The organism is Stenotrophomonas sp. KH_052 (assembly GCF_057838755.1).
This window is the reverse complement of the sequence record NZ_CM174475.1, coordinates 4271349-4289063: the sequence shown is the minus strand read 5'-3', so window position 1 is coordinate 4289063 and position 17715 is coordinate 4271349. Positions and strand designations below refer to the sequence as shown.

Genomic DNA, 17715 nt, shown 5'->3' with positions numbered 1-17715 from the left:
CAACCAAGGAGCACGGGATGGCACACGAGGGTGGCATGACGATCACGCCGAAAGTCCTGTACACAGCCGCAGGCGCGGCCGTGCTGGTCAGCCTGCTGGCCTGGGCGGTGGAATGGACTGGGATGGCCTATGTCTGCCCGTACTGCCGCGTGCAGCGCACGGTCATCGGCGTGCTGGGCATGCTGATGCTGTTCGCGCGACCGGGCGGTCTCATCGTGCCCTGGTTGTCGTACACCGCAGGGGGCTTCGCGTTCGTGGTCGCGGCGATGCAGCACTTCAACGGCTGGAAGCGCATTTCCGCCGGAGATTTCAGCTTCAACGCGCAGTGGTATATCGACCCGTGGCTGCTGTCAGGTTGCGCGATGCTGATCCTGGTGGCGCAGCTGATGCTGGTGCAGGCCGCATGCCGGCGCAGTCTGCACTGAGGGCTGCCCACGGGCGTAGCGTCAGGCGTTCTGGAACACCGCCAGCTGCGCAGCGAACGCACGCTGGTAGGCGGGGCGCTGCGTTGCACAGCCCACATAGGCCACCACCTGCGGGTATTCGTCGAGCAGGCCGCTGCTCTTCAGGCGCAGCAGCACCGAGACCATCATCAGGTCGCCCACGCTGAAGTCGTCGTCAAGCCACAGGGCTTTGCCCAGCCACGCCGACAGCTGCGCCAGCCGCATACGCACACGCTCATCGAGCATCGGCAGGCGCTGTGCATACCAGGGCTGTTCGCGCTCCAGCACCCAGGCCATCGAGCGCTCGACGATGGGCGGCTCCACCGTATTCAATGCAGCGAACACCCACATGATCGCGCGCATGCGCGCATCCGGATCGGTCGGCAACAGACCGGGATGCTGCTCAGCCAGGTGCAGGGCGATCGCGCCGGATTCGAAAAGGATCTGGCCGCCGTCCTGCCAGGTGGGGATCTGCCCGAAGGGGTTGCGGGCCAGGTGCGCGGGCTGCTTCAGCTCGGCAAAGCCGAGCAGCTGCACGTCGTAGGGCACGCCCAGCTCCTCCAGCGCCCAGCGCACGCGCATGTCACGGGCCAGGCCCTGGCCGCGGTCCGGGGAAGTGGCGAAGGCGGTGAGGATCGGGCACATCGTGGCACTCCTGCAGGTCGAAGGGCCTGCCTTTCCTGTTCCGACGAACGACGGGGCGGGAAATCGACATCGCCCGATTCGAGCCCTCACCCAACCCGATGCAGCTTCCGGTACTGATCCGGCGTGCACTGCGCGTGCCGCTTGAACATTTCTGCAAACGCACTGACTCCTGAATAGCCCAGCTCTTCGGCGATCCGGCTGATCGGTCGGCGCGTGCACAGCGCCTCGGTGGCGCGCACGAACTTCACCCGCCCACGCCAGTCGCCAAGCGACATGCCCAGTTCACTGCGTGCCAGGCGCTCCAGCTTGCGCACACTCATGTGGTGCCGGCGCGCAATATCGGCCACCGATTCGGCGGCGCTCAGGTGCTTCTCCACATGCACCATCACCTGCTTCAGCACATCACTGCTGGCGACCGGCAGGAAGCTGGGCAGCACCGCGGCATTGACGATCTGATCGATCACCACCGCGGCCATGCGCTTCTGCGCGGGTGTCTTCGGATCAGTCACGCCCTGTTGCGCCAGTTCGTGCAGCAGCTCACGCAGCAATGGACTCACCTCCAACGCATGGCAACGCACGGGCAACCTGCGTGACAACGCGGGTGAAAGGTAGGCCGAACGATAGGCCAGTGCCGACCGGTTGCGTGAGTAGTGGGCCATGCCGGGTGGAATCCAGATGGCGTAATGGGGCGGAGATACCATCCACTCACCATCGATCTTCATCTCCATGACGCCCTGTGCGACGAAGTTGAACTGTCCCCACGGATGACTGTGCGTGCCCCAGTTGGTGGGCTCCATTGCGCCCTGCCGGAAGTAGATCGGGCCGGGCAGCTGGCTGAAGGTGGGGATCGGCTCAAGCGGTTGCCGCAAGCGAGAGGCGGAATGGCGCATTTTCGGGATGTCCTCGATATGCGCCAAGCGTACGCTGGCCATTCCCCTGCGTACAGCTGCCGTCTTGAACTATCTCTTCCCGATCCTTGCGTGCCTGCTATGGGGCGCGAACACCATCGTCACCAAGCTTGCCTCCGGTTCAGTGGGCCCGATCGACATCGGCTTCTTCCGCTGGCTGGTGGCCGCCATCCTGCTGCTGCCGTTTGCCCTGCCACGCCTGCGCCAGAATCTGCCGACCGTACGTGCAAACCTCGGCCGCTTCCTGGTGCTGGGGTGCCTGGGCGGCGTGATGTACCAGTGCCTGGCCTACTACGCGGCACACTTCACCTCGGCTACCAACATGGGGGTGATCCAGGCCCTGATCCCGCTGATCGCGTTGGCGCTGTCACGCGTGTTCATGGGCCATCCGGTACGTGGCACCTCCATCCTCGGAGCGGTGATCTCCAGCATCGGCGTGGTTGCGGTGGTGTCCCAGGGCGACCTGGCGCGGTTGGCTACGCAGGGCCTGAACCGCGGTGATGCGATCATGCTGGTCGGCGCGTTGGCCTTCGCCGCCTACAACGTGCTGATGCAACGCTGGAAGATCCCGCTGTCGGTGCTGGAGTCACTGTTCCTGCAGGCCACGGCGGCGTCGCTGATCCTGCTACCGTTGCAGCTGCTGATCGGGACCGGGGTGGACAACCTGACGGCGGTCGGCTGTATCGGCTTCGCGGCGGTCTGTGCATCCATTCTCGCGCCGCTTACCTGGATGACCGGCCTTTCCCGGCTGGGCGCAGCGCGTGTTTCCGGCTTCTTCAATTTGGTGCCGATCGTCACCGCAGCGTTGGCGGTGATGCTGCTGGGCGAATCGCTCAGTGGTTGGGTACTGGGCGGTGGCCTGCTGGCGGTGTCCGGCGTGGTGTTCGCTGAGTACGCTGCCAAGCGCGCGGCGGCGCAGGCGTAGCGCCGTGATCACGCAACGTGCACCGATCCGCACAGCGCCTGCTGCACCCGCAACTCCAGCGCATCCACATCGTGGCCTCGTTTGCCCTGCAGGCTGAGATACAGCGACAACGGGTCAACCGCATCGTCGATGCTGGTGAACGCGGGCGGATATGCCCAGATCTGCAACCGGGCATTCTGTGCGCAGGTGGGCCCCGGCGCCGGCAGTGCGCCCAGTACCCTCCAGGTTTCGATGTGCAGGGCACGGGTGGTGCTGGCCGCCTGCGTGGGATCGGCAAGGAGGGCATCGGTACCGGCCACGGGTGCCGGATGGCCGGCACCGCGGAGCACATCGGCGGTCTGTTCCCAACAGACATCCACCTCTTTCAGCACCGGTGAACGCAGGAATGGCTGTGCCCGGGCCCAGACCTCGTCGCGGTTGCCGGCCAGCTTCAGGAAGCGCTCGCGGCCACCGGTGGAGCGTTCGACCAGGCCGCGTTCGACCAGTTCGGCAGAGAGGCGCGATGCTGTCATGGAGGTGTAGCCGGCGGCCGCACTGATCTCGCGGGGAGACCACCATCGCGGCTGCCCCGACAACAACGCGTGGATCAACACGGCCTGTGCCGAGGGCAGCAGCGAGATGGCCTTCTTCTCGTGATCGGGCGCGTCGCGGAACTCAATGGCCAGGCTGGGCGCGAACAGCTGGGCATGCGGAACCACGAAGTCGATATGGGCCTCCACCAGGAACCGCCGCTGGGTCGGGGTGAGATAGGGAGAGACATACAGGACCAGTGCATTTGCCGCAGCGCGCAGGCAGCGGACGTCCTGGATGACGCGGCTGCTGGACTCGCTGGGCTCGCGGGCCACGGCAAGCATCGCAGGGGTTTCCCCATACAGCATCAGCTCGGCAAGGTGGTAGCGCGAGGACATCGCGCGTGGAATGGCATGTGATGAGGCAAGCGGGTGCACCGCAGAGGCGAGCCCGGGGAGAATCCTGCGCAGGTACCGCTGCGCGTCAGTGACCAGGTCGGTCAGGCCAGTGCGAACTGCCGTCGTCATCTCGTACTTCCCTTGCGGCGGCACGTCCGGAGGATCGGGACCGGGCCACACCGTCGCGTTCAGTGGTGAACCTGGAGACGGGCGTGCAGTGTCGAGGCGCGTGGCGATCCATGCGGTCCTGCTCCCATGCCGTCATGACATCAGTGTTGCCGGGAACCTTGGAGATTCCGTCGAAGAACGATGGAGATCGAGTGGAGGTTGTGTGCATCGTGGCCGGCGGACTCCCCCTCCGCCGGCCACGAGCACGTACCTGTCGATCAGAAGCGCTGCGAGTACTTCACGTACACGGTGCGGCCGATGTCGAAGCCGCCGTAGTAGGGGAACGAGCTGGAGGGCTTGGAGAACATGATCGGGCCCTGGTGGTTGAATACGTTGTTCGAGCCCAAGGCCACCGTGCCATCCCACGGCAGCTTGTAGCTGACCTGGATGTCGTGGAAGGTGTTCGAACCCACCTTGCGCAGCGCATCCGGCTCGCCGTAAGCGTAGCGGTCGGGCAGGGTGCAGGGCCGGTTCGGCACGCAGTTTTCAACCATGCCGGAGAAGTAGCGCACGGTGTACTGGGTGCTGAAGTTGCCGAGCTGCCAATTCACGCCCAGGTTCGAGCGCAGTCGGGAAATGCCCGGCTGGCCGATCCGGCCCATCATGATCGTGTCGCCAGCCGAGTTCTGGTTCTGCTCGTCGTACTTGGAGACGTAGCTGTTCTGCAGGTCGATGGTGAACCGGCCAAAGGAGAACTCGGGCAGGCGATAGCGGATGCCCAGATCCCAGCCTTCGGTCTCCATCGAGCCCAGGTTGGCGAGGCCGTAGAACATGCTGGTGATGTGGCCATCACCGGCGCGCTTTACGCTTCCGCAGCGCGAGGCATTACCCAGCACGTAGCAGTCACGCAGGATGCGGTCGACGCTGTCCTGGATGATCATGTTGGTGATCTTGTAGCTGTACCAGTCGAGGTTGATGTCCAGGCCATCGACCCAGCGCGGGCTCCAGACCACGCCCACCGTCTTGCTCTTGGACTCCTCCGGGCGCAGCTTCGGATTGGAGCCGGTGGTGAACTCGTCGGGGGTGGCACAGGGATAGCTGGCACAGGGCTTCAGGCTCTGGTTCAGCTGCTGGTAGCCCAGCGGTACGCCCGCCGCGTTGCAGGCGGCATTGCCGTTGACACTGTTGGTGGCGCCGGTACCGCAGGGATCGACATACGTCTCGAAGCTGGTGCCCAGGCCGCCGTACAGATCGGAGATGCTCGGTGCGCGGAAGCCTTCGGCGAAGGTACCGCGGATCATCAGCTCTTCGATCGGGCGCCAGGCGAAGCTGGCTTTGGAATTGGTGGTGCTGCCGAAGTTGCTGTAGTCGGAATAGCGCGTGGCCAGGTTCACGGTCAGCTCCCTGGCGAACGGCAGGTCACGCAGCACCGGCACGTTTACTTCGGCGAAGAACTCGTTGAGGCTGTAATCACCGGCGGTGGTGGAGGCACCCAGCGCCGTGCTCTGCCGCGACTGCGCGAAGGCGTCGGGCACGAAGCGGCCCTCTTCCTTGCGGTACTGGTAGCCCAGGGCGACGGACAGGTCGCCGGCGGGAAGTTCGATCACCGGTCCTGAGATGTTGGCGAAGTAGCTGCGGGTCTTGGTGATGCCGGTATCGTTGAACGTCGGGAACAGGAAGCGCTGCAGCTCGGGATCGGAGAGAGAGCCAGCCCCCGCGACCCCGAACGGCAGCAGAGGATTCCAAGCCAGGCAGCCCGAGACCGGCGATGCCGCCGTACCACAGCGGGCCACACCATTGGCGTCGAGGTAGGAGGGCCCCAACGCCTGCCGGGAAGCGATCAGGCTCATGTCGCCACGGCCCGTTTTAGTAACTTCATTGCGGTTGAACAGCGCGCCGACTTCCCAGTCGTACGCCTTGCTTCCCAGCTCGAAGTAGCCGGACAGGCTGGGCGCGACGCGCAGGGACTTCAGCTTGCTTTCGGTGGTGCGAGGCACCTCCCACAGGCGGCGATTGAACGCGATGCTGTGGTCGATGGGATTGAACACGCTGGCCGCATCCAGCGGCGTACCGAACTTGGTCGACTGGTACGGGTAACCTGCAATCTGCTGGTCGGTGGTGCGTTCGTTGTAGCCGATATCGGCAGTGAACTTGATCTGCTCGGTCAGCGCGTAGTCCGTGCTGAGGAACAGCGAGCGACGCTCGATGCCGGTCTGCAGGTGCATCTGCTCGCTGCCGTTGGCGAACTCGGCCGGCGTGATCGGATGGTAGTCGTTCGGGTTCTTCGGGTTGCCGCCACGATTGAGCGTCTTGAACACCGCATCACCGGTGTTGCACTTGTACAGGGCCGGATCGCACCACGAACCGTTCTGGCTGATGTTGCTCCAGTCCGCGCCGGGGTAGTTGGGGCCAGCACCACCGTACCGGGAGAACTCACGGTCGCGGGCAAACACCGGGTCCGACTTCTGGTACTCCAGCGCGAGCGTGTAACCGCCGCGTTCACCACGTGCACCGGTGACCAGCGAGAAGGTGCTGTCCTTGCCGTCGCCCTGGCTGAACTGTCCATGCTGCATGGACACTTCCAGGCCTTCGTAGTTCTTGCGGGTGATGATGTTGACCACGCCGGCGATCGCATCCGAGCCGTACAGCGCAGAGGCGCCGTCCTTCAGTACGTCGATGCGCTCTACCGCGCTCATCGGGATCTGGCTGAGATCCTGGTAGCCGCCGGTGGTGGCGCCCAGGCGCTTGCCGTTGACCAGTACCAGCGAGCGGGTGGCGCCCAGGTTGCGGATGTTCACGTAGTAGCCACCGACGTTCTCGCCGGAAGCCAGTGCGCGCGCACGCGAAATGGTCGGGGCGCCAGTGGAGGTGAGGTTCTGCAGCAGGTCGGCAATGGTGGTGAAGCCCTGCTGTTCGATCATCGCGCGGGTGATGGCGATGATGGGCTGCTGCGTCTCGATGTCGACGCTGCGGATGGCCGAGCCGGTGACCTGGATGCGATCGAGGTTCTTCGGTGTTTTCTCGCTGCCATCCTGGGCATGTGCGGCCGGCGACCAGGTGGCCGCCAGGGCGGTGCCCACTGCCAGTGAAAGCAGGGTGTACTTGTAATGCATTTGGCTCTCTCCAAATCCAGTTGAATGGGTTTCGTGCATGGCTGCGTGGAAACCGATCTGAAACTCCGCTGTGCGGAATCGGAAGGAACCTAACACTCCGTTTACATCCTGATTACGTTATGGACGCGTTATCGTCGCGCGCGGGATCCTGCATTCATGCACGGGCCCTGCACGAAATCTCTACGCGTCCACATGCTGCTTTGCATCAGTGTGTCTGCGCACCTTTTGCAGATCGAAGGAGACGCGTAGTGAATACCCCTGGAAAGCCAAAACCCAGTTGGCGGCAGAGGCATGTACTGCTGCTTGTACTGGCGATCGTGCTGCTGGTCGCGTTGATCATCATCATCGCGCCCTGGTGAATCGACGTCGATTCGCTCATTCACCGTGAATGGAAATGAGCCTGCGCATGAAGAAGTCAGCGCGCGTTGAATGTGGTGATGTGCACATCAATCCGTACTCACCCGACAGCCACGGCACACCCGCCACAGTGGGGTCGAAGGCAACGCAATCGCGCTGCCATTCCCCACAGACTTTCGAGCACACAGGAGCGACTCCATGAGCACCCAGTCCACCATTGAACATCGCCTCAACGACCTGATCGAGATCGCCCGCGACGGCAAGTCGTTCTATGAAGAAGCCGCGACCAAGGTGAAGGATGCCGAGCTGTCGGCATTGTTCACCCGCATCGCCGGCGTCAAGGGTCGTATCGTCTCGGCGTTGAGCAGCTCGGTTGCTGCCAGCGGCGGCAAGCCGGCCGAGCACGGCACCATGGTCGGTTCGATGCAGCAGTTCTACGGCAAGGTGCGTGCCGCGTTTGGCGACACCAATTACGGCTATGTGGCCGAACTGGAAGAATCCGAAGATCGCCTGCTTGGCGCGTTCAAGGACGTGCTGAAGGACAACGAGCTGCCGCCGGCCGTGCGCCAGGAAGTGACCCAGCTACTTCCGGAAGTGCAGGAATGCCACAACGTCATGCGCGCCCGCAAGCACGCCATGAAGGTGGCCTGACGCTCACTGGCGGCCTTCTCCCCGGGGCCGTCACGGCCGGGGCGGCATTGCCGCTCCGGCCATCTTTGCAGCAGGCGGCTCAATCCCGCGTTTCAGGTGCGATGTCCGTCAAATGCAGCACGCGGCCGATCAGCTCGCTGAAGATCGGTGCAGCGACGGTGCCGCCGCCATAGCCCCCCAGCCGCGCATCCGGATCGTCAACAACCACGGCGACCGCATAGCGCGGATGGTCTGCGGGAACGAGGCCGGCGAACAGCGATGTGTAGCGGCGTGCATAGCCGCCGGCACTGGCCTTGCGCGCGGTGCCGGTTTTCCCCGCGATCGGGTAGCCGATGATGCGCGCACGGGTCGCAGTGCCGCCCGGCCCAGAGGTGGTTGCCAACATCGACAGTACCTGCTCGGCAACATGTGCAGGCATCGCCCGTGTGCGGACCGGTGAGGGCCCGAGCTCGAACGTTGGTTGTACGCGCATGCCGTGGTTGGCCAGTGTGGCGTAGGCATTGGCCAGCTGCAGCGTGGTCATCGACAGGCCGTAGCCATAGGCCATGGTCTGCTTGCTGGTGCCGCTCCAGGCGTGCGTATCGGCCAGCGTACCGCTGCGCTCTCCGGGAAAGCCGCTACCGGTCGGGTGCCCGGCCCCCAAGGCCGCGAACATGTCGTGAAGCTGGTCGCTGCTGAGGCGACGTGAGATCAACGAAATGCCGACGTTTGAACTTTTTTTCAGTACCTCGGTGGTATCCAGTACACCCAGGTCCCGGTAGTCGCGAGTGGTGAAGCGTCCGTTGCGGATCCAGCCGGGGTGGGTGTTGAACGTGCTGGTTGTGGTGATCACGCCGGCATCGAGCGCCGCAGCCACCGTGAATGGCTTCACCGTGCTGCCGGGCTCGAATACATCGGTGACGGCGCGGTTGCGGTGGGCGTCGATCGGCCCCGCGCCGGGATTGTTGCTGTTGTACGTGGGCCAGTTGACCATCGCCAGGACCTGGCCACTACCGACTTCCAGCACGACCACGCTGGCGGCCGCAGCGCCGTGGCGTTGGGCCGCCGGCCCCAGGCCTGCATGGAGGGTGTACTGCATGCGGCTGTCGAGCGACAACACGATGTCCTCGCCGGCGCGCGCAGGACGGCCGCGGTCGCGCAGCTCCACCGGGCGGCCCTTGCGGTCGATGATGACGTCGCGGTAGCCCGCCCGGCCCGCCAATCGCGCCTCGAACATCCGTTCCAGTCCTTCCACACCACGGCCTTCGATATCGGTGATGCCGATGACCTGCGCGAACAGATCCGACTGCGGGTAAAAGCGCTTGAACTCCCGCTGCAGGTGCACTCCGGCGGGAGCCCTGGCGAGCAGAGCTTCGAAGCTCGTTGGATCACCCCGGCGGAAGCCGGGCAGGTAGACGAAGCGCCGCTTTCGGTCGCGCGCGAGCAGGCGGGCCAGCGCGGTGGCATCAGCGTCCAGTGCCGTTGCCAGTGCTTCGACCGCCCCGGATGCATCGAAGAATTCCCTGGGGTCGATCCACAGCGAAGCCACCGGCGCTGACCCGGCGATGACGGTGCCATGGCGATCGTAGAGCGTGCCGCGATGGGCACGCAGGGGATGGTGCCGAAGCATCCGCGCTTCGGCTTGCCGCAGGTAGAAACGATGGTGGATGATCTGTACATCGGCCGCGCGTGCCAGCAGCAGGCCGCCCATCGCGACCAGTGCTGCGCAGGTCAGGCGGTAGCGGCGGCGGAAATCATGGCCGCGTGCTGCACGTGGGGAAAGGCTCCTGTTGCGTACACCGCTGGACATCGATCGCGTCGCTACAGCGGCTGATCGGCGATGTACGCCAGCAGCGCAGCGGCGCTGTCGACGACGCTGGCATGGCTGCGACTGTTGGCAATGGCCATGCAGGTGATTTCGGCATCGCGCAGTGCTGCCAGCCGGTCCTGCAGGCGGGGATAGGGCTCGGCCGAGCGATAGGTTGCGGTGTAGCCGGCGTCCAGCATCGGTTGGATCTGCACGGGGTGGTTGCCATGCAGCTCGCGCAGCGCGTGGTCCAGCCGAGCGACATCGCAGGACGCAACGGCATTGAACGCGTATTCCCACGCCACGGCATTGGCCATGCCCATGTCGATCTGCTTGAGCAGTGCATCGCGCGGCGGTGTACCGAGGGGCGGGGCTGGCACCGCCAGCGCATCGGTGGCCGGCAGTGCGATCAGAAGCAGGATCAGTGGAAGGTTCAGTCGCATGTGTGTGGCTCCCGGCGTGAAGCAGAGGCGCGTGCTGCGGGGCTCTGCTGTGGGCGTCCCAGCAGTGCCACCGCCAGGCTGGCCAGCGTTGCGGCGATGGCCGAGGTCCACAGGGCGCTGGCGAACCCGTGGCTGTAGATCGCCTGTGCGAACGTCGCGGTGTGAGTGCCGGCGAATGTACCGGTGGCGATCGCATCGGCCATCGGCCGCACGTCGTCGGGTGGCACCGCCGCGGCCAACGCCTCGCGGATGCCCAGGCTCAGTGCGCTGGAAAGGATGGTGAAGCCCAGCAGGATGCCGACGAAGCGCGTGGTGGCGCTGATGCCGGAGGCCATGCCGGCGCGGTCGCGCGGTGCCGCACCAATGATGGCCTTGGAGGTCTCGCCATTGAGGATGCCGCCACCGGCACCGATCACAACCATCGCGAGCAATGCCAGCCATGGCCGTTGCTGCCACGCGGCGAGGCCGGCCACGGCGTTGCCGGCGGCGGTGATCGACAGGCCGATGGCCAGCACGGCTGGGCTCGTCAGGTGGCGGCCCAGCCGCCGGCCGATCGCAGGGAACAGCAGCATCGCCGCAGCAAACGGCAGCATGCCGACACCGGCGGCCAACGCGCCCAGCCCCATGCCATTCTGCAGATACTGCGGCAGCATCGAGGCCATCACCTGGGCGCTTACCGAGTAGCCGACCATGGCGATGAGCGCGCCGACAAAGCGCGGGCTGGCCAGCAGTCCGAGATCCACCATGGGATGCGGCCGTGCCCGCTCAACGATGACGAAGGCGGTCGCCATGACGAAGGCCAGGGCCAGCCCGGTCAACGCCGTTGCAGCGCCCCAGCCCTGCGCCAGGCCTTCCACCAGGAACAGCACGATGCCGAAGATCGCCAGGCTGAAGGTGGCGATGCCGGGCGGGTCGAGCGGGCGGAGCACGCTGTCGGAGGATTCCGGTATCCAGCGCAGCGCGCCGTAGCCGAGCAGGGCGAGGAACGGCAGGATTGCGATGAACACCGCGCGCCAGCCCCACAGTGTGGAAAGCGCGCCACCGATCAACGGCGAGAGCACCATCATCATGCCCATCGCCGTGCCCCAGAATGCCCACGCGTTGTCCTTGGCGGCCCCCTCGTGGAAGGTGTGGCCGATGATCGACAGCGACGGCGCCAGCAGGAATGCGGCACCCACGCCCTGCAGCGCCCGTGCGAGGTAGAGCGATGCTGCGGTCGGCGCCAACGCGCACAGCAAAGAGGTGAGGGCGAACACGGTGATGCCGATCAGCAGCACGCGGCGGCGGCCGCAACGGTCGGCGATGGCACCGGCCGGCAGCAGCAGCGAAGTGAATGACAGGATGTAGGCGCTGATCACCCACTCGATATCCGCGAACCCGGCATGCAGGTCACGCGCGATGCCGGGCAGGGCTACCGCCACTGCATTGGTCTCGAGCACGGTCATCGTGCAGCCCAGCGAGGCCACCAGCAGGACCCGGTCGGGCAGCCTGCGTGGCACGGGGGAAGGGGTGGGGGAGGGCGGCACCGGTCGCTCGCAAGAGGGAGAGGACAGGCATTCCAGCAGCGATCGGTGTTTGTTTCATTCTCGGTGTTTTCCCAGTACGTTAGGTTTTGCCTAACAAAGCGCCGCCCATGGAACGCCGTCACCTGGAGTACTTCGTCACCTTGGCCGAGGAGTTGCACTTCGGTCGTGCAGCGCTGCGCCTGGGGATCGCCACGCCGACCCTGAGCGTGCAGATCCAGGACATCGAGCGCCGGCTCGGGACCCGCCTGTTCGAGCGCGGACGTCGGGAGGCGGCGCTGACCTCGGCCGGCGAGGTGTTCCTGGCCGAAGCACGTGACGTGCTGCGCCGGTTCGAGCAGGCCGAAACCGTGGGCCGGCGGGCTGGCCGCGGCGAGATCGGCAAGATCGAGATCGGTTATGTGGGCTCGGCGTTGTATGCCGGCGCGCTGCAGGACCAGCTGAGCCGGTTCCGCGACCGCTATCCCGGCGTTGACCTGCAGGTGAGCGAATGGCCGATGGGCGTGCTGCCGGAGCTGCTGCAGCAAGGCCGGGTGGACGTGGTGTTCTGCCGGCCGCCGATGGATGTGCCCGACAGTTTCGGTGAACACACCCTGGTCGAGGACCAGTTCTGCGTGGCCTTGCCGGAAACCCATCCGCTGGCGCAGGCGCGGAGTCCGGTGCAACCGGCGGCGCTGGCCAGGGAAGGGTTCGTGATGCCGGAACAGCCGGCCGGCGCGATGGAGGTCGCGCGACGGGGCGGCTTCATTCCACGCATCCGTTCGCAGCCCGGCCATCTGGCAGCGGTGCTGGCCGAGGTTTCCGTCGGTGTCGGTTCGGTGGCGATCGTGCCATCGGTGCTGCAACGCACGCTGGTGCTGCCGGGCATGGTCTATCTGCCGCTGGCCGGGCCGACCATCGTTTCGACCATTGCCGTGCAGTACCGCCAGGCCGAGACCTCGTCGGTGGTGCGGCGCCTGATCGAACAGGTGAAACAGACGCCATGCAGGCGCATCGACATGCTGCCGCTGGGCTGACCGCTGCGGCCGCTTGCCGGTGGTTGCTACACTTGCGCCACCTGTACAGGTATTCGATGGCGCCATGAACAACGGGAACGGTCCGCAGACAGTTCGCTGAGCCGCAACAACGATGCAGACGTTGTTGCGGTGATCATCCCTGCGATGCACGCGAAGTGGATGGATCACCGCCGGATTCACTCTGGGCGGAGGCTCCCCATGTTCAATCGACAGGCCCCACGTTGGGCCCATTCCCTGCCGTCGGCCATCGCGCTGATGGCCCCCTTCGATCTCCTGGCCTCGCTGGCCATGGATATCTACCTGCCTGTGGTTCCTGCAATGCCACGCGCGCTGGGCACCTCGCCGGTGCTGGTGCAACTGACGCTCAGTGCCTACCTGCTGGCGCTCGGCGTGGGCCAGTTGGTGTTCGGCCCACTGTCCGACCGCATCGGGCGACGGCCGGTGCTGTTGCTGGGGGCGTTGCTGTTCACCGCCGCGTCGTTGGCGCTGGCGGCGTCCAGCAGCGGTGCGGCGTTCCTGGCCTGGCGTACCGTGCAGGCGATCGGTGCATCGGCGGCGCTGGTGGCGACCTTCGCCACCGTGCGTGATGTCTATGCCGATACGCCGGAGGGTGCTTCGCTGTATGGGCTGTTTGCCTCGATGCTGGCCTTCGTGCCCGCGCTCGGTCCGATCCTTGGTGCGTTGGTGGCAGGCGCATTCGGCTGGCGTGCAATCTTCGCATTGCTGGGCGTGCTCGGCCTGATCGCCGGCCTGCGCGCGCAACGCCATTGGCAGGAGACCCGCTCGCCGCGCAGCGACGCGCCAGGCCCGGTGCTGCAGCGCATCCTCCGCAGCGCCAGCTTCTGGGTGTACACGCTGGGGTTCAGTGCGGGCATGGGCACCTTCTTCGTGTTCTTCTCGATCGCCCCGCGCATCCTGGTCGGACGCATGCAGTACTCGCCGCTGTCCTTCAGTCTGGCGTTCGCAACGGTGGCGCTGGTGATGATTCTCAGCGCGCGGCTGGCGAAGCGCTTCATCGCCCGCTGGCAGGTGCGCGGGACCTTCCTGCGTGGGCTGTGGGTGATGATCGGCGGCGCGCTGTTGATGGCGCTGGCGACGCTGTCGCCACCGTCGTTCGCCAGCGTGGTGCTGCCGATGTGGGGCATCGCAGTGGGCCTGGTGATGGTGGTATCGGTGGCTGCCAACGGTGCATTGCGTGATTTCGCCGATGCCTCGGGGATGGCGGTGGCGCTCTACTACGCCCTGCAGAGCGTGATCGTTGCCGGCGTGGGGACGTTGGCCACCGTGCTGCTGCCGGGAGACACGGTGTGGCCGCTGGTGGCCTATGGGCTGCTGTTGCCGCTGGCCAGCCTGCTGGCCGCAAGCTGCCTGCCACGTGGCGCATAGCGGCCGGCGGCGGACAAAAAAGGGGCGGCCGCAAGGCCGCCCCAATCCATCAAGAGAACACGTGCCTTGAACTAGAAGCGGACCGACCAGCGTGCATTGGCACCATGGTCGCGGCTTTCACTGCCGAACTGGCCGCTGTAACCCAGCTCCAACTGCTGCCGCGGGGTCAGCCATGCCGACAGGCCCAGCTCGGCCACCACGGCGTTGTCGGCAATTGGTGCGCCCTCGACCGCGAAGGTGCTGCTGCTGTTGGCGAAAGCCAGGTTGGCCACCTGGCTGCGGTCGCCAGAGGCGCGACGATAGCCCACGCCACCGCGCAGGTGCAGCCAGCTGTCCTGCTGGAACGAGGCCTTCAGGCCCTTGTCGAAGCGCAGGCCAGCGGTAGCGATCGTGGTTGCGGTGTCGTCCACCTTGCCCTGCAGGGCGGCCGCACCACCGCGTTCGTTGATGCGCTTGAGGTCCACTTCCACGCGCGCAACCTGCAGGTACGGTTCCAGCCCGGCTTCCGGACCACCGAAGCGGTAACCGGCTTCGATGAAGGCCTGGCGGGTGCGGGCGTCGTAGCGTGCGCTCAGGCTGTCGCTGAAGCCAGCGAACGTCACGTCGCGCGTGCTCTTCACCTCGTGCTTGCTCCAGGCCACACCGCCGCGCAGGCCGAAGCCGCCCCAGTTGTGGCTGGCGTAGGCGCCGAAGTGTGTGTTGTCGATCTTCGACTTGGCACGACGCTCCTGCTGCTTCACGTCGGTACGGCCGGTACCGGCCAGCACGCCGACCTGCCAGCCGGAGAACTCGCGGTCGATGCCGATCAACAGGCCGTTGCTGTTGGCTTCGGTGCGGGCGGTGTTGCTGTTGCCATCCAGCTTGCTGTTGCCGCCGAGTGCCTGCACCCAGGCGCCGGTGGCATCGCCCGCGTCGGCACCTGGCGCGGTGGTACCGGCACGGCGCGACAGCGCGGCATCACGCACGTAGCGGCTGCCCTCGACCAGGGCCAGTGCCGTGGCCGGATGCAGTTCGCCGCTGAGACCGTCGAGCACGCCACCTACCTGTTGCGGGAACAGTTGGGTCAGCGGCTTGGGCAGGCCCTGGTTGATCGCCAGTCCATCGGCGCTGGTGGCCACTGCGCGTTGGTTCGGCGTGGCAGCAGCACTGGCCAGAGAGGCGCCGCGTGCCACGTCGATGCGGGTGCCATTGGCACCGTAGGCCAGGCTGAACTGCAGGAACGGCGAGAACGCGCTGAAATCGGTTTTCGCGAACTGGCCGCTGACACCGCCGTCGGCGCGGATGAAATTGAACTGCTCGCCGAGGTAGTAGGTACCCGGCTCCGGCAGTGCGACCAGGGTACCGCCGAGAGTGGCGGTGCCGGTTACGTGCAACTGGTCACTGCGGCCGCCCGGGGCAAGTTCGGCGGCATAGACGCCGGTTGCACCCTGCACGTAGTTGCCGTTGATGGTCAGCGTGCCGATCGAATTGCCGGGCGCGATGATGCCGTCCACACGGGTGTTGCCCAGTGTGCCGATGCCCTTCAACAGGCCGTTCGAACCGACCGTGGTGGTGCCGCCGGTCTGCGTGCCGTTGAAGGACACCACGCCGCCATCGACGGTCAGGTTGCTGTCCTTCAGCAGGCCGCTGCTGCTGACCGTGCTCACGCCTCCAGTGGTGTTCAAGGCGGTGGAAACCAGCGAACCGTTGAGCAGGAACTGGCCACCCTGGACCTCGACCGCTGACGTGAGTGTGTTGGTGCCGTTCAATTCCAACGTGCCGTCCTGCAGCACCGCGCCGTTGAAGCTGTTGTCGCCACTCAGGCGCAGCCAGCCGATGCCGGACTTGGTCAGCTTGCCAGCGCCGCCGATGTCGTTGGTCCAGTCATCCCAGGCGTCGCCTTCCCACACCTTCAGGCCACCGGCCTTCTGGTTCATCACCACGTTGGTATCCACGCGCAGCGAGCCGTAGCCTTCGATGGCCTTGCGCAGGTCCATCAGGCCCCAGCCATAGATCTCATCGATGCCTGGTGCGCCAAGATCGCGCGCGGTGGTCAACAGCACGTCGCGGACCTGCGCGCTGTCCAGATAGGGGAAGCGCTCGAACAGCAGGCCCAGCGCGCCGGTTACATGGGGTGCCGCCATGGAGGTGCCGCTCAGGTTCCCGTAGGCATAAGTTGGGGCCTGACCGGAGACCTCGAGGATCACATTGCCATTGTCCTCGCGGGGGATGGCATCAATGACCGAGTCTTCGCCATAGACGGTCGAATTGATGTTCGAACCCGGCGCGGCCAGGCACCAGTTTGCGGCCAGGCCGCAGCGCATCGAGCGATTGCTCAGCTCCAGGGCCTGGTTGACGTTGACTACGGCCAACCAGTACGGCTCGATGTCAGTGAAGGCGCGTGGCATCGATGCATACATGCCTGCTATCGGTGCCTGCTCTGGTGAGGGATTGACCGAGTCGGTGTTTCCCGCAGCCCATACCTGGATCAGGCCGCGGGCACGTGAGCCTTCTGCTATCGCGCCGAGGCTGTCCGCAAGATCCGGATGCGACAGATAGAAGTCGAGTTTCTCGGCGGTGTCCGGTTCGTTGGTCAGGCCCCAACTATGGTTGACTGCGCGTACGTGCTGTTCGTTGAGCTGTGCGTACAGCTGCGGGAAGATCGAATCGGAGGCTCCCAGCGCGGCAACCGACTTACTGTCCAGGTACAGTCCGCCATCCCGCTCGACGACGGTCAGGTAGTTCACGCTGTTGGCAAACAGGCGGGCTACGGTGAGGTCAGCGCCGAACGCGACGCCGTGCATTCCATTGCCATCGCGGTTGGCGGCGATGGTTCCGGATACATGGGTGCCGTGCACGTTGTAGCCCGGACCCTCGAAGTAGCCGTTTCGATTGAGCAGGTCTCTGTAGGCCGGATCAATCAGGGTGTAATCGATAGCAACCTGGTTGCCGTCGCTGGTGAAGCAGGCATCCGGGCCGTCGAGTACCTCGCGGTCGCACAGGCTGCCATCGGCAAGCACATCGGCCAGAGGCAGGCTGCGATGGTTCTTGCCGGCGAACTCCGGGTGGTCCAGGCCTGTGCCACTGTCGAAAACGCCCAGGCGGATGCCGGTACCGGTCAGGCCACGCGCATAGGCATGGTCGGCGTTGGTCGCAGCCAAACCCCAGTCGGCGTTGAATTCGTCCGTGCGCCAACTGGCCGGGTCGCCCGGATTGCCGAGGGTCGCCGTGGTGCTGGTTGCCGCTGTGGGTGCTGCAACCGGAAACTGAGCCGTTGAGGAAGGGATCGCCGAAGTGGCCGGTTGCGCCCAAGCTGCCTGCAACTGGCGCTGTTGCTGCCAGGTGTCGAGTGATGCGCTGGCGGTGGCGGGCGTGGCAGCAGCCAACAACAGGCAACTGGCAACTGCCAGCGCCAAGCGGCTGCGCGGGGAACGGGAGTGGGACGAACGGCCATACAGCGGGTGATTCATCAGACAACTTCCTTGATTGACGGACAACAAGGCCGTTAACCCCGCAGTGCGACG

The 17715-nt window shown here is 65.5% G+C and carries 13 protein-coding genes; 5 read left to right on the top strand and 8 right to left on the bottom strand.

Annotated elements, in window-relative coordinates; all coding sequences use genetic code 11:
- The first annotated feature begins 17 nt into the window (after positions 1–17).
- Complete coding sequence (locus AC3ITW_RS19600; RefSeq protein WP_489389851.1) at positions 18–425, top strand: hypothetical protein; 408 nt, start codon at positions 18–20, stop codon at positions 423–425.
- A 21-nt stretch (positions 426–446) separates the two neighbouring features.
- Here the strand turns inward: AC3ITW_RS19600 and AC3ITW_RS19595 are convergent, their stop codons facing one another.
- Together AC3ITW_RS19595 and AC3ITW_RS19590 are read right to left on the bottom strand one after the other, a co-directional pair.
- Positions 447–1088: a glutathione S-transferase family protein gene (locus AC3ITW_RS19595; protein WP_489389850.1), complete on the bottom strand. Its 642-nt coding sequence runs from the start codon at positions 1086–1088 to the stop codon at positions 447–449.
- 86 nt (positions 1089–1174) lie between these two features.
- A complete protein-coding gene (locus tag AC3ITW_RS19590) occupies positions 1175–1978 on the bottom strand; it encodes an AraC family transcriptional regulator (RefSeq protein WP_012512199.1) in 804 nt (267 codons plus the stop codon).
- A 7-nt stretch (positions 1979–1985) separates the two neighbouring features.
- Between AC3ITW_RS19590 and AC3ITW_RS19585 the strand changes: the two genes are divergently transcribed.
- A complete protein-coding gene (locus tag AC3ITW_RS19585) occupies positions 1986–2921 on the top strand; it encodes a DMT family transporter (protein ID WP_489389849.1) in 936 nt (311 codons plus the stop codon).
- A gap of 8 nt (positions 2922–2929) precedes the next feature.
- On the opposite strand, the gene AC3ITW_RS19580 is transcribed toward AC3ITW_RS19585, so the two are convergent.
- Together AC3ITW_RS19580 and AC3ITW_RS19575 are read right to left on the bottom strand one after the other, a co-directional pair.
- The gene (locus tag AC3ITW_RS19580; protein WP_489389848.1) at positions 2930–3958 is read right to left on the bottom strand and encodes a helix-turn-helix domain-containing protein; all 1029 of its coding nucleotides are present in this window, start codon (positions 3956–3958) and stop codon (positions 2930–2932) included.
- Between the two features lie 257 nt (positions 3959–4215).
- Complete coding sequence (locus AC3ITW_RS19575; RefSeq protein ID WP_489389847.1) at positions 4216–7050, bottom strand: TonB-dependent receptor plug domain-containing protein; 2835 nt, start codon at positions 7048–7050, stop codon at positions 4216–4218.
- A gap of 555 nt (positions 7051–7605) precedes the next feature.
- On the opposite strand from AC3ITW_RS19575, the gene AC3ITW_RS19570 reads away from it, so the two are divergent.
- Positions 7606–8058 carry a PA2169 family four-helix-bundle protein gene (locus AC3ITW_RS19570; protein WP_489389846.1) on the top strand — a complete coding sequence of 151 codons (453 nt, stop codon included), beginning with the start codon at positions 7606–7608 and terminating at the stop codon, positions 8056–8058.
- A gap of 79 nt (positions 8059–8137) precedes the next feature.
- On the opposite strand, the gene AC3ITW_RS19565 is transcribed toward AC3ITW_RS19570, so the two are convergent.
- The 3 genes from AC3ITW_RS19565 to AC3ITW_RS19555 are packed head-to-tail and all read right to left on the bottom strand — an operon-like array spanning position 8138 to position 11813.
- Positions 8138–9847, bottom strand: a complete 1710-nt coding sequence (locus tag AC3ITW_RS19565; protein ID WP_489389845.1) for a peptidoglycan D,D-transpeptidase FtsI family protein — start codon at positions 9845–9847, stop codon at positions 8138–8140.
- 11 nt (positions 9848–9858) lie between these two features.
- Entirely contained in the window at positions 9859–10287 is a 429-nt protein-coding gene (locus AC3ITW_RS19560) for a hypothetical protein (RefSeq protein WP_032973152.1), read from the bottom strand.
- Positions 10278–11813 carry an MFS transporter gene (locus tag AC3ITW_RS19555; RefSeq protein WP_238378284.1) on the bottom strand — a complete coding sequence of 512 codons (1536 nt, stop codon included), beginning with the start codon at positions 11811–11813 and terminating at the stop codon, positions 10278–10280. Before AC3ITW_RS19555 ends, AC3ITW_RS19560 begins: the two co-directional genes overlap by 10 nt.
- Before the next feature lie 107 nt (positions 11814–11920).
- Here AC3ITW_RS19555 and AC3ITW_RS19550 point away from each other — a divergent pair, with 107 nt between their 5' ends.
- Positions 11921–12826, top strand: coding sequence for a LysR substrate-binding domain-containing protein (locus tag AC3ITW_RS19550; RefSeq protein ID WP_153676092.1), 906 nt, complete (start codon positions 11921–11923; stop codon positions 12824–12826).
- Positions 12827–13024: 198 nt separating this feature from the next.
- Positions 13025–14212 carry a CmlA/FloR family chloramphenicol efflux MFS transporter gene (gene cml, locus AC3ITW_RS19545; RefSeq protein WP_489389844.1) on the top strand — a complete coding sequence of 396 codons (1188 nt, stop codon included), beginning with the start codon at positions 13025–13027 and terminating at the stop codon, positions 14210–14212.
- 71 nt (positions 14213–14283) lie between these two features.
- Here the strand turns inward: cml and AC3ITW_RS19540 are convergent, their stop codons facing one another.
- Entirely contained in the window at positions 14284–17661 is a 3378-nt protein-coding gene (locus AC3ITW_RS19540) for an autotransporter domain-containing protein (RefSeq protein ID WP_489389843.1), read from the bottom strand.
- Between the last annotated feature and the right edge of the window lie 54 nt (positions 17662–17715).

Coding starts and splice junctions, on each gene's coding strand:
- AC3ITW_RS19600 (WP_489389851.1), top strand. CDS start 18: ATGGCACACGAGGGTGGCATGACGATCACGCCGAAAGTCCTGTACACA.
- AC3ITW_RS19595 (WP_489389850.1), bottom strand. CDS start 1,088: ATGTGCCCGATCCTCACCGCCTTCGCCACTTCCCCGGACCGCGGCCAG.
- AC3ITW_RS19590 (WP_012512199.1), bottom strand. CDS start 1,978: ATGCGCCATTCCGCCTCTCGCTTGCGGCAACCGCTTGAGCCGATCCCC.
- AC3ITW_RS19585 (WP_489389849.1), top strand. CDS start 1,986: ATGTCCTCGATATGCGCCAAGCGTACGCTGGCCATTCCCCTGCGTACA.
- AC3ITW_RS19580 (WP_489389848.1), bottom strand. CDS start 3,958: ATGACGACGGCAGTTCGCACTGGCCTGACCGACCTGGTCACTGACGCG.
- AC3ITW_RS19575 (WP_489389847.1), bottom strand. CDS start 7,050: ATGCATTACAAGTACACCCTGCTTTCACTGGCAGTGGGCACCGCCCTG.
- AC3ITW_RS19570 (WP_489389846.1), top strand. CDS start 7,606: ATGAGCACCCAGTCCACCATTGAACATCGCCTCAACGACCTGATCGAG.
- AC3ITW_RS19565 (WP_489389845.1), bottom strand. CDS start 9,847: ATGTCCAGCGGTGTACGCAACAGGAGCCTTTCCCCACGTGCAGCACGC.
- AC3ITW_RS19560 (WP_032973152.1), bottom strand. CDS start 10,287: ATGCGACTGAACCTTCCACTGATCCTGCTTCTGATCGCACTGCCGGCC.
- AC3ITW_RS19550 (WP_153676092.1), top strand. CDS start 11,921: ATGGAACGCCGTCACCTGGAGTACTTCGTCACCTTGGCCGAGGAGTTG.
- cml (WP_489389844.1), top strand. CDS start 13,025: ATGTTCAATCGACAGGCCCCACGTTGGGCCCATTCCCTGCCGTCGGCC.
- AC3ITW_RS19540 (WP_489389843.1), bottom strand. CDS start 17,661: ATGAATCACCCGCTGTATGGCCGTTCGTCCCACTCCCGTTCCCCGCGC.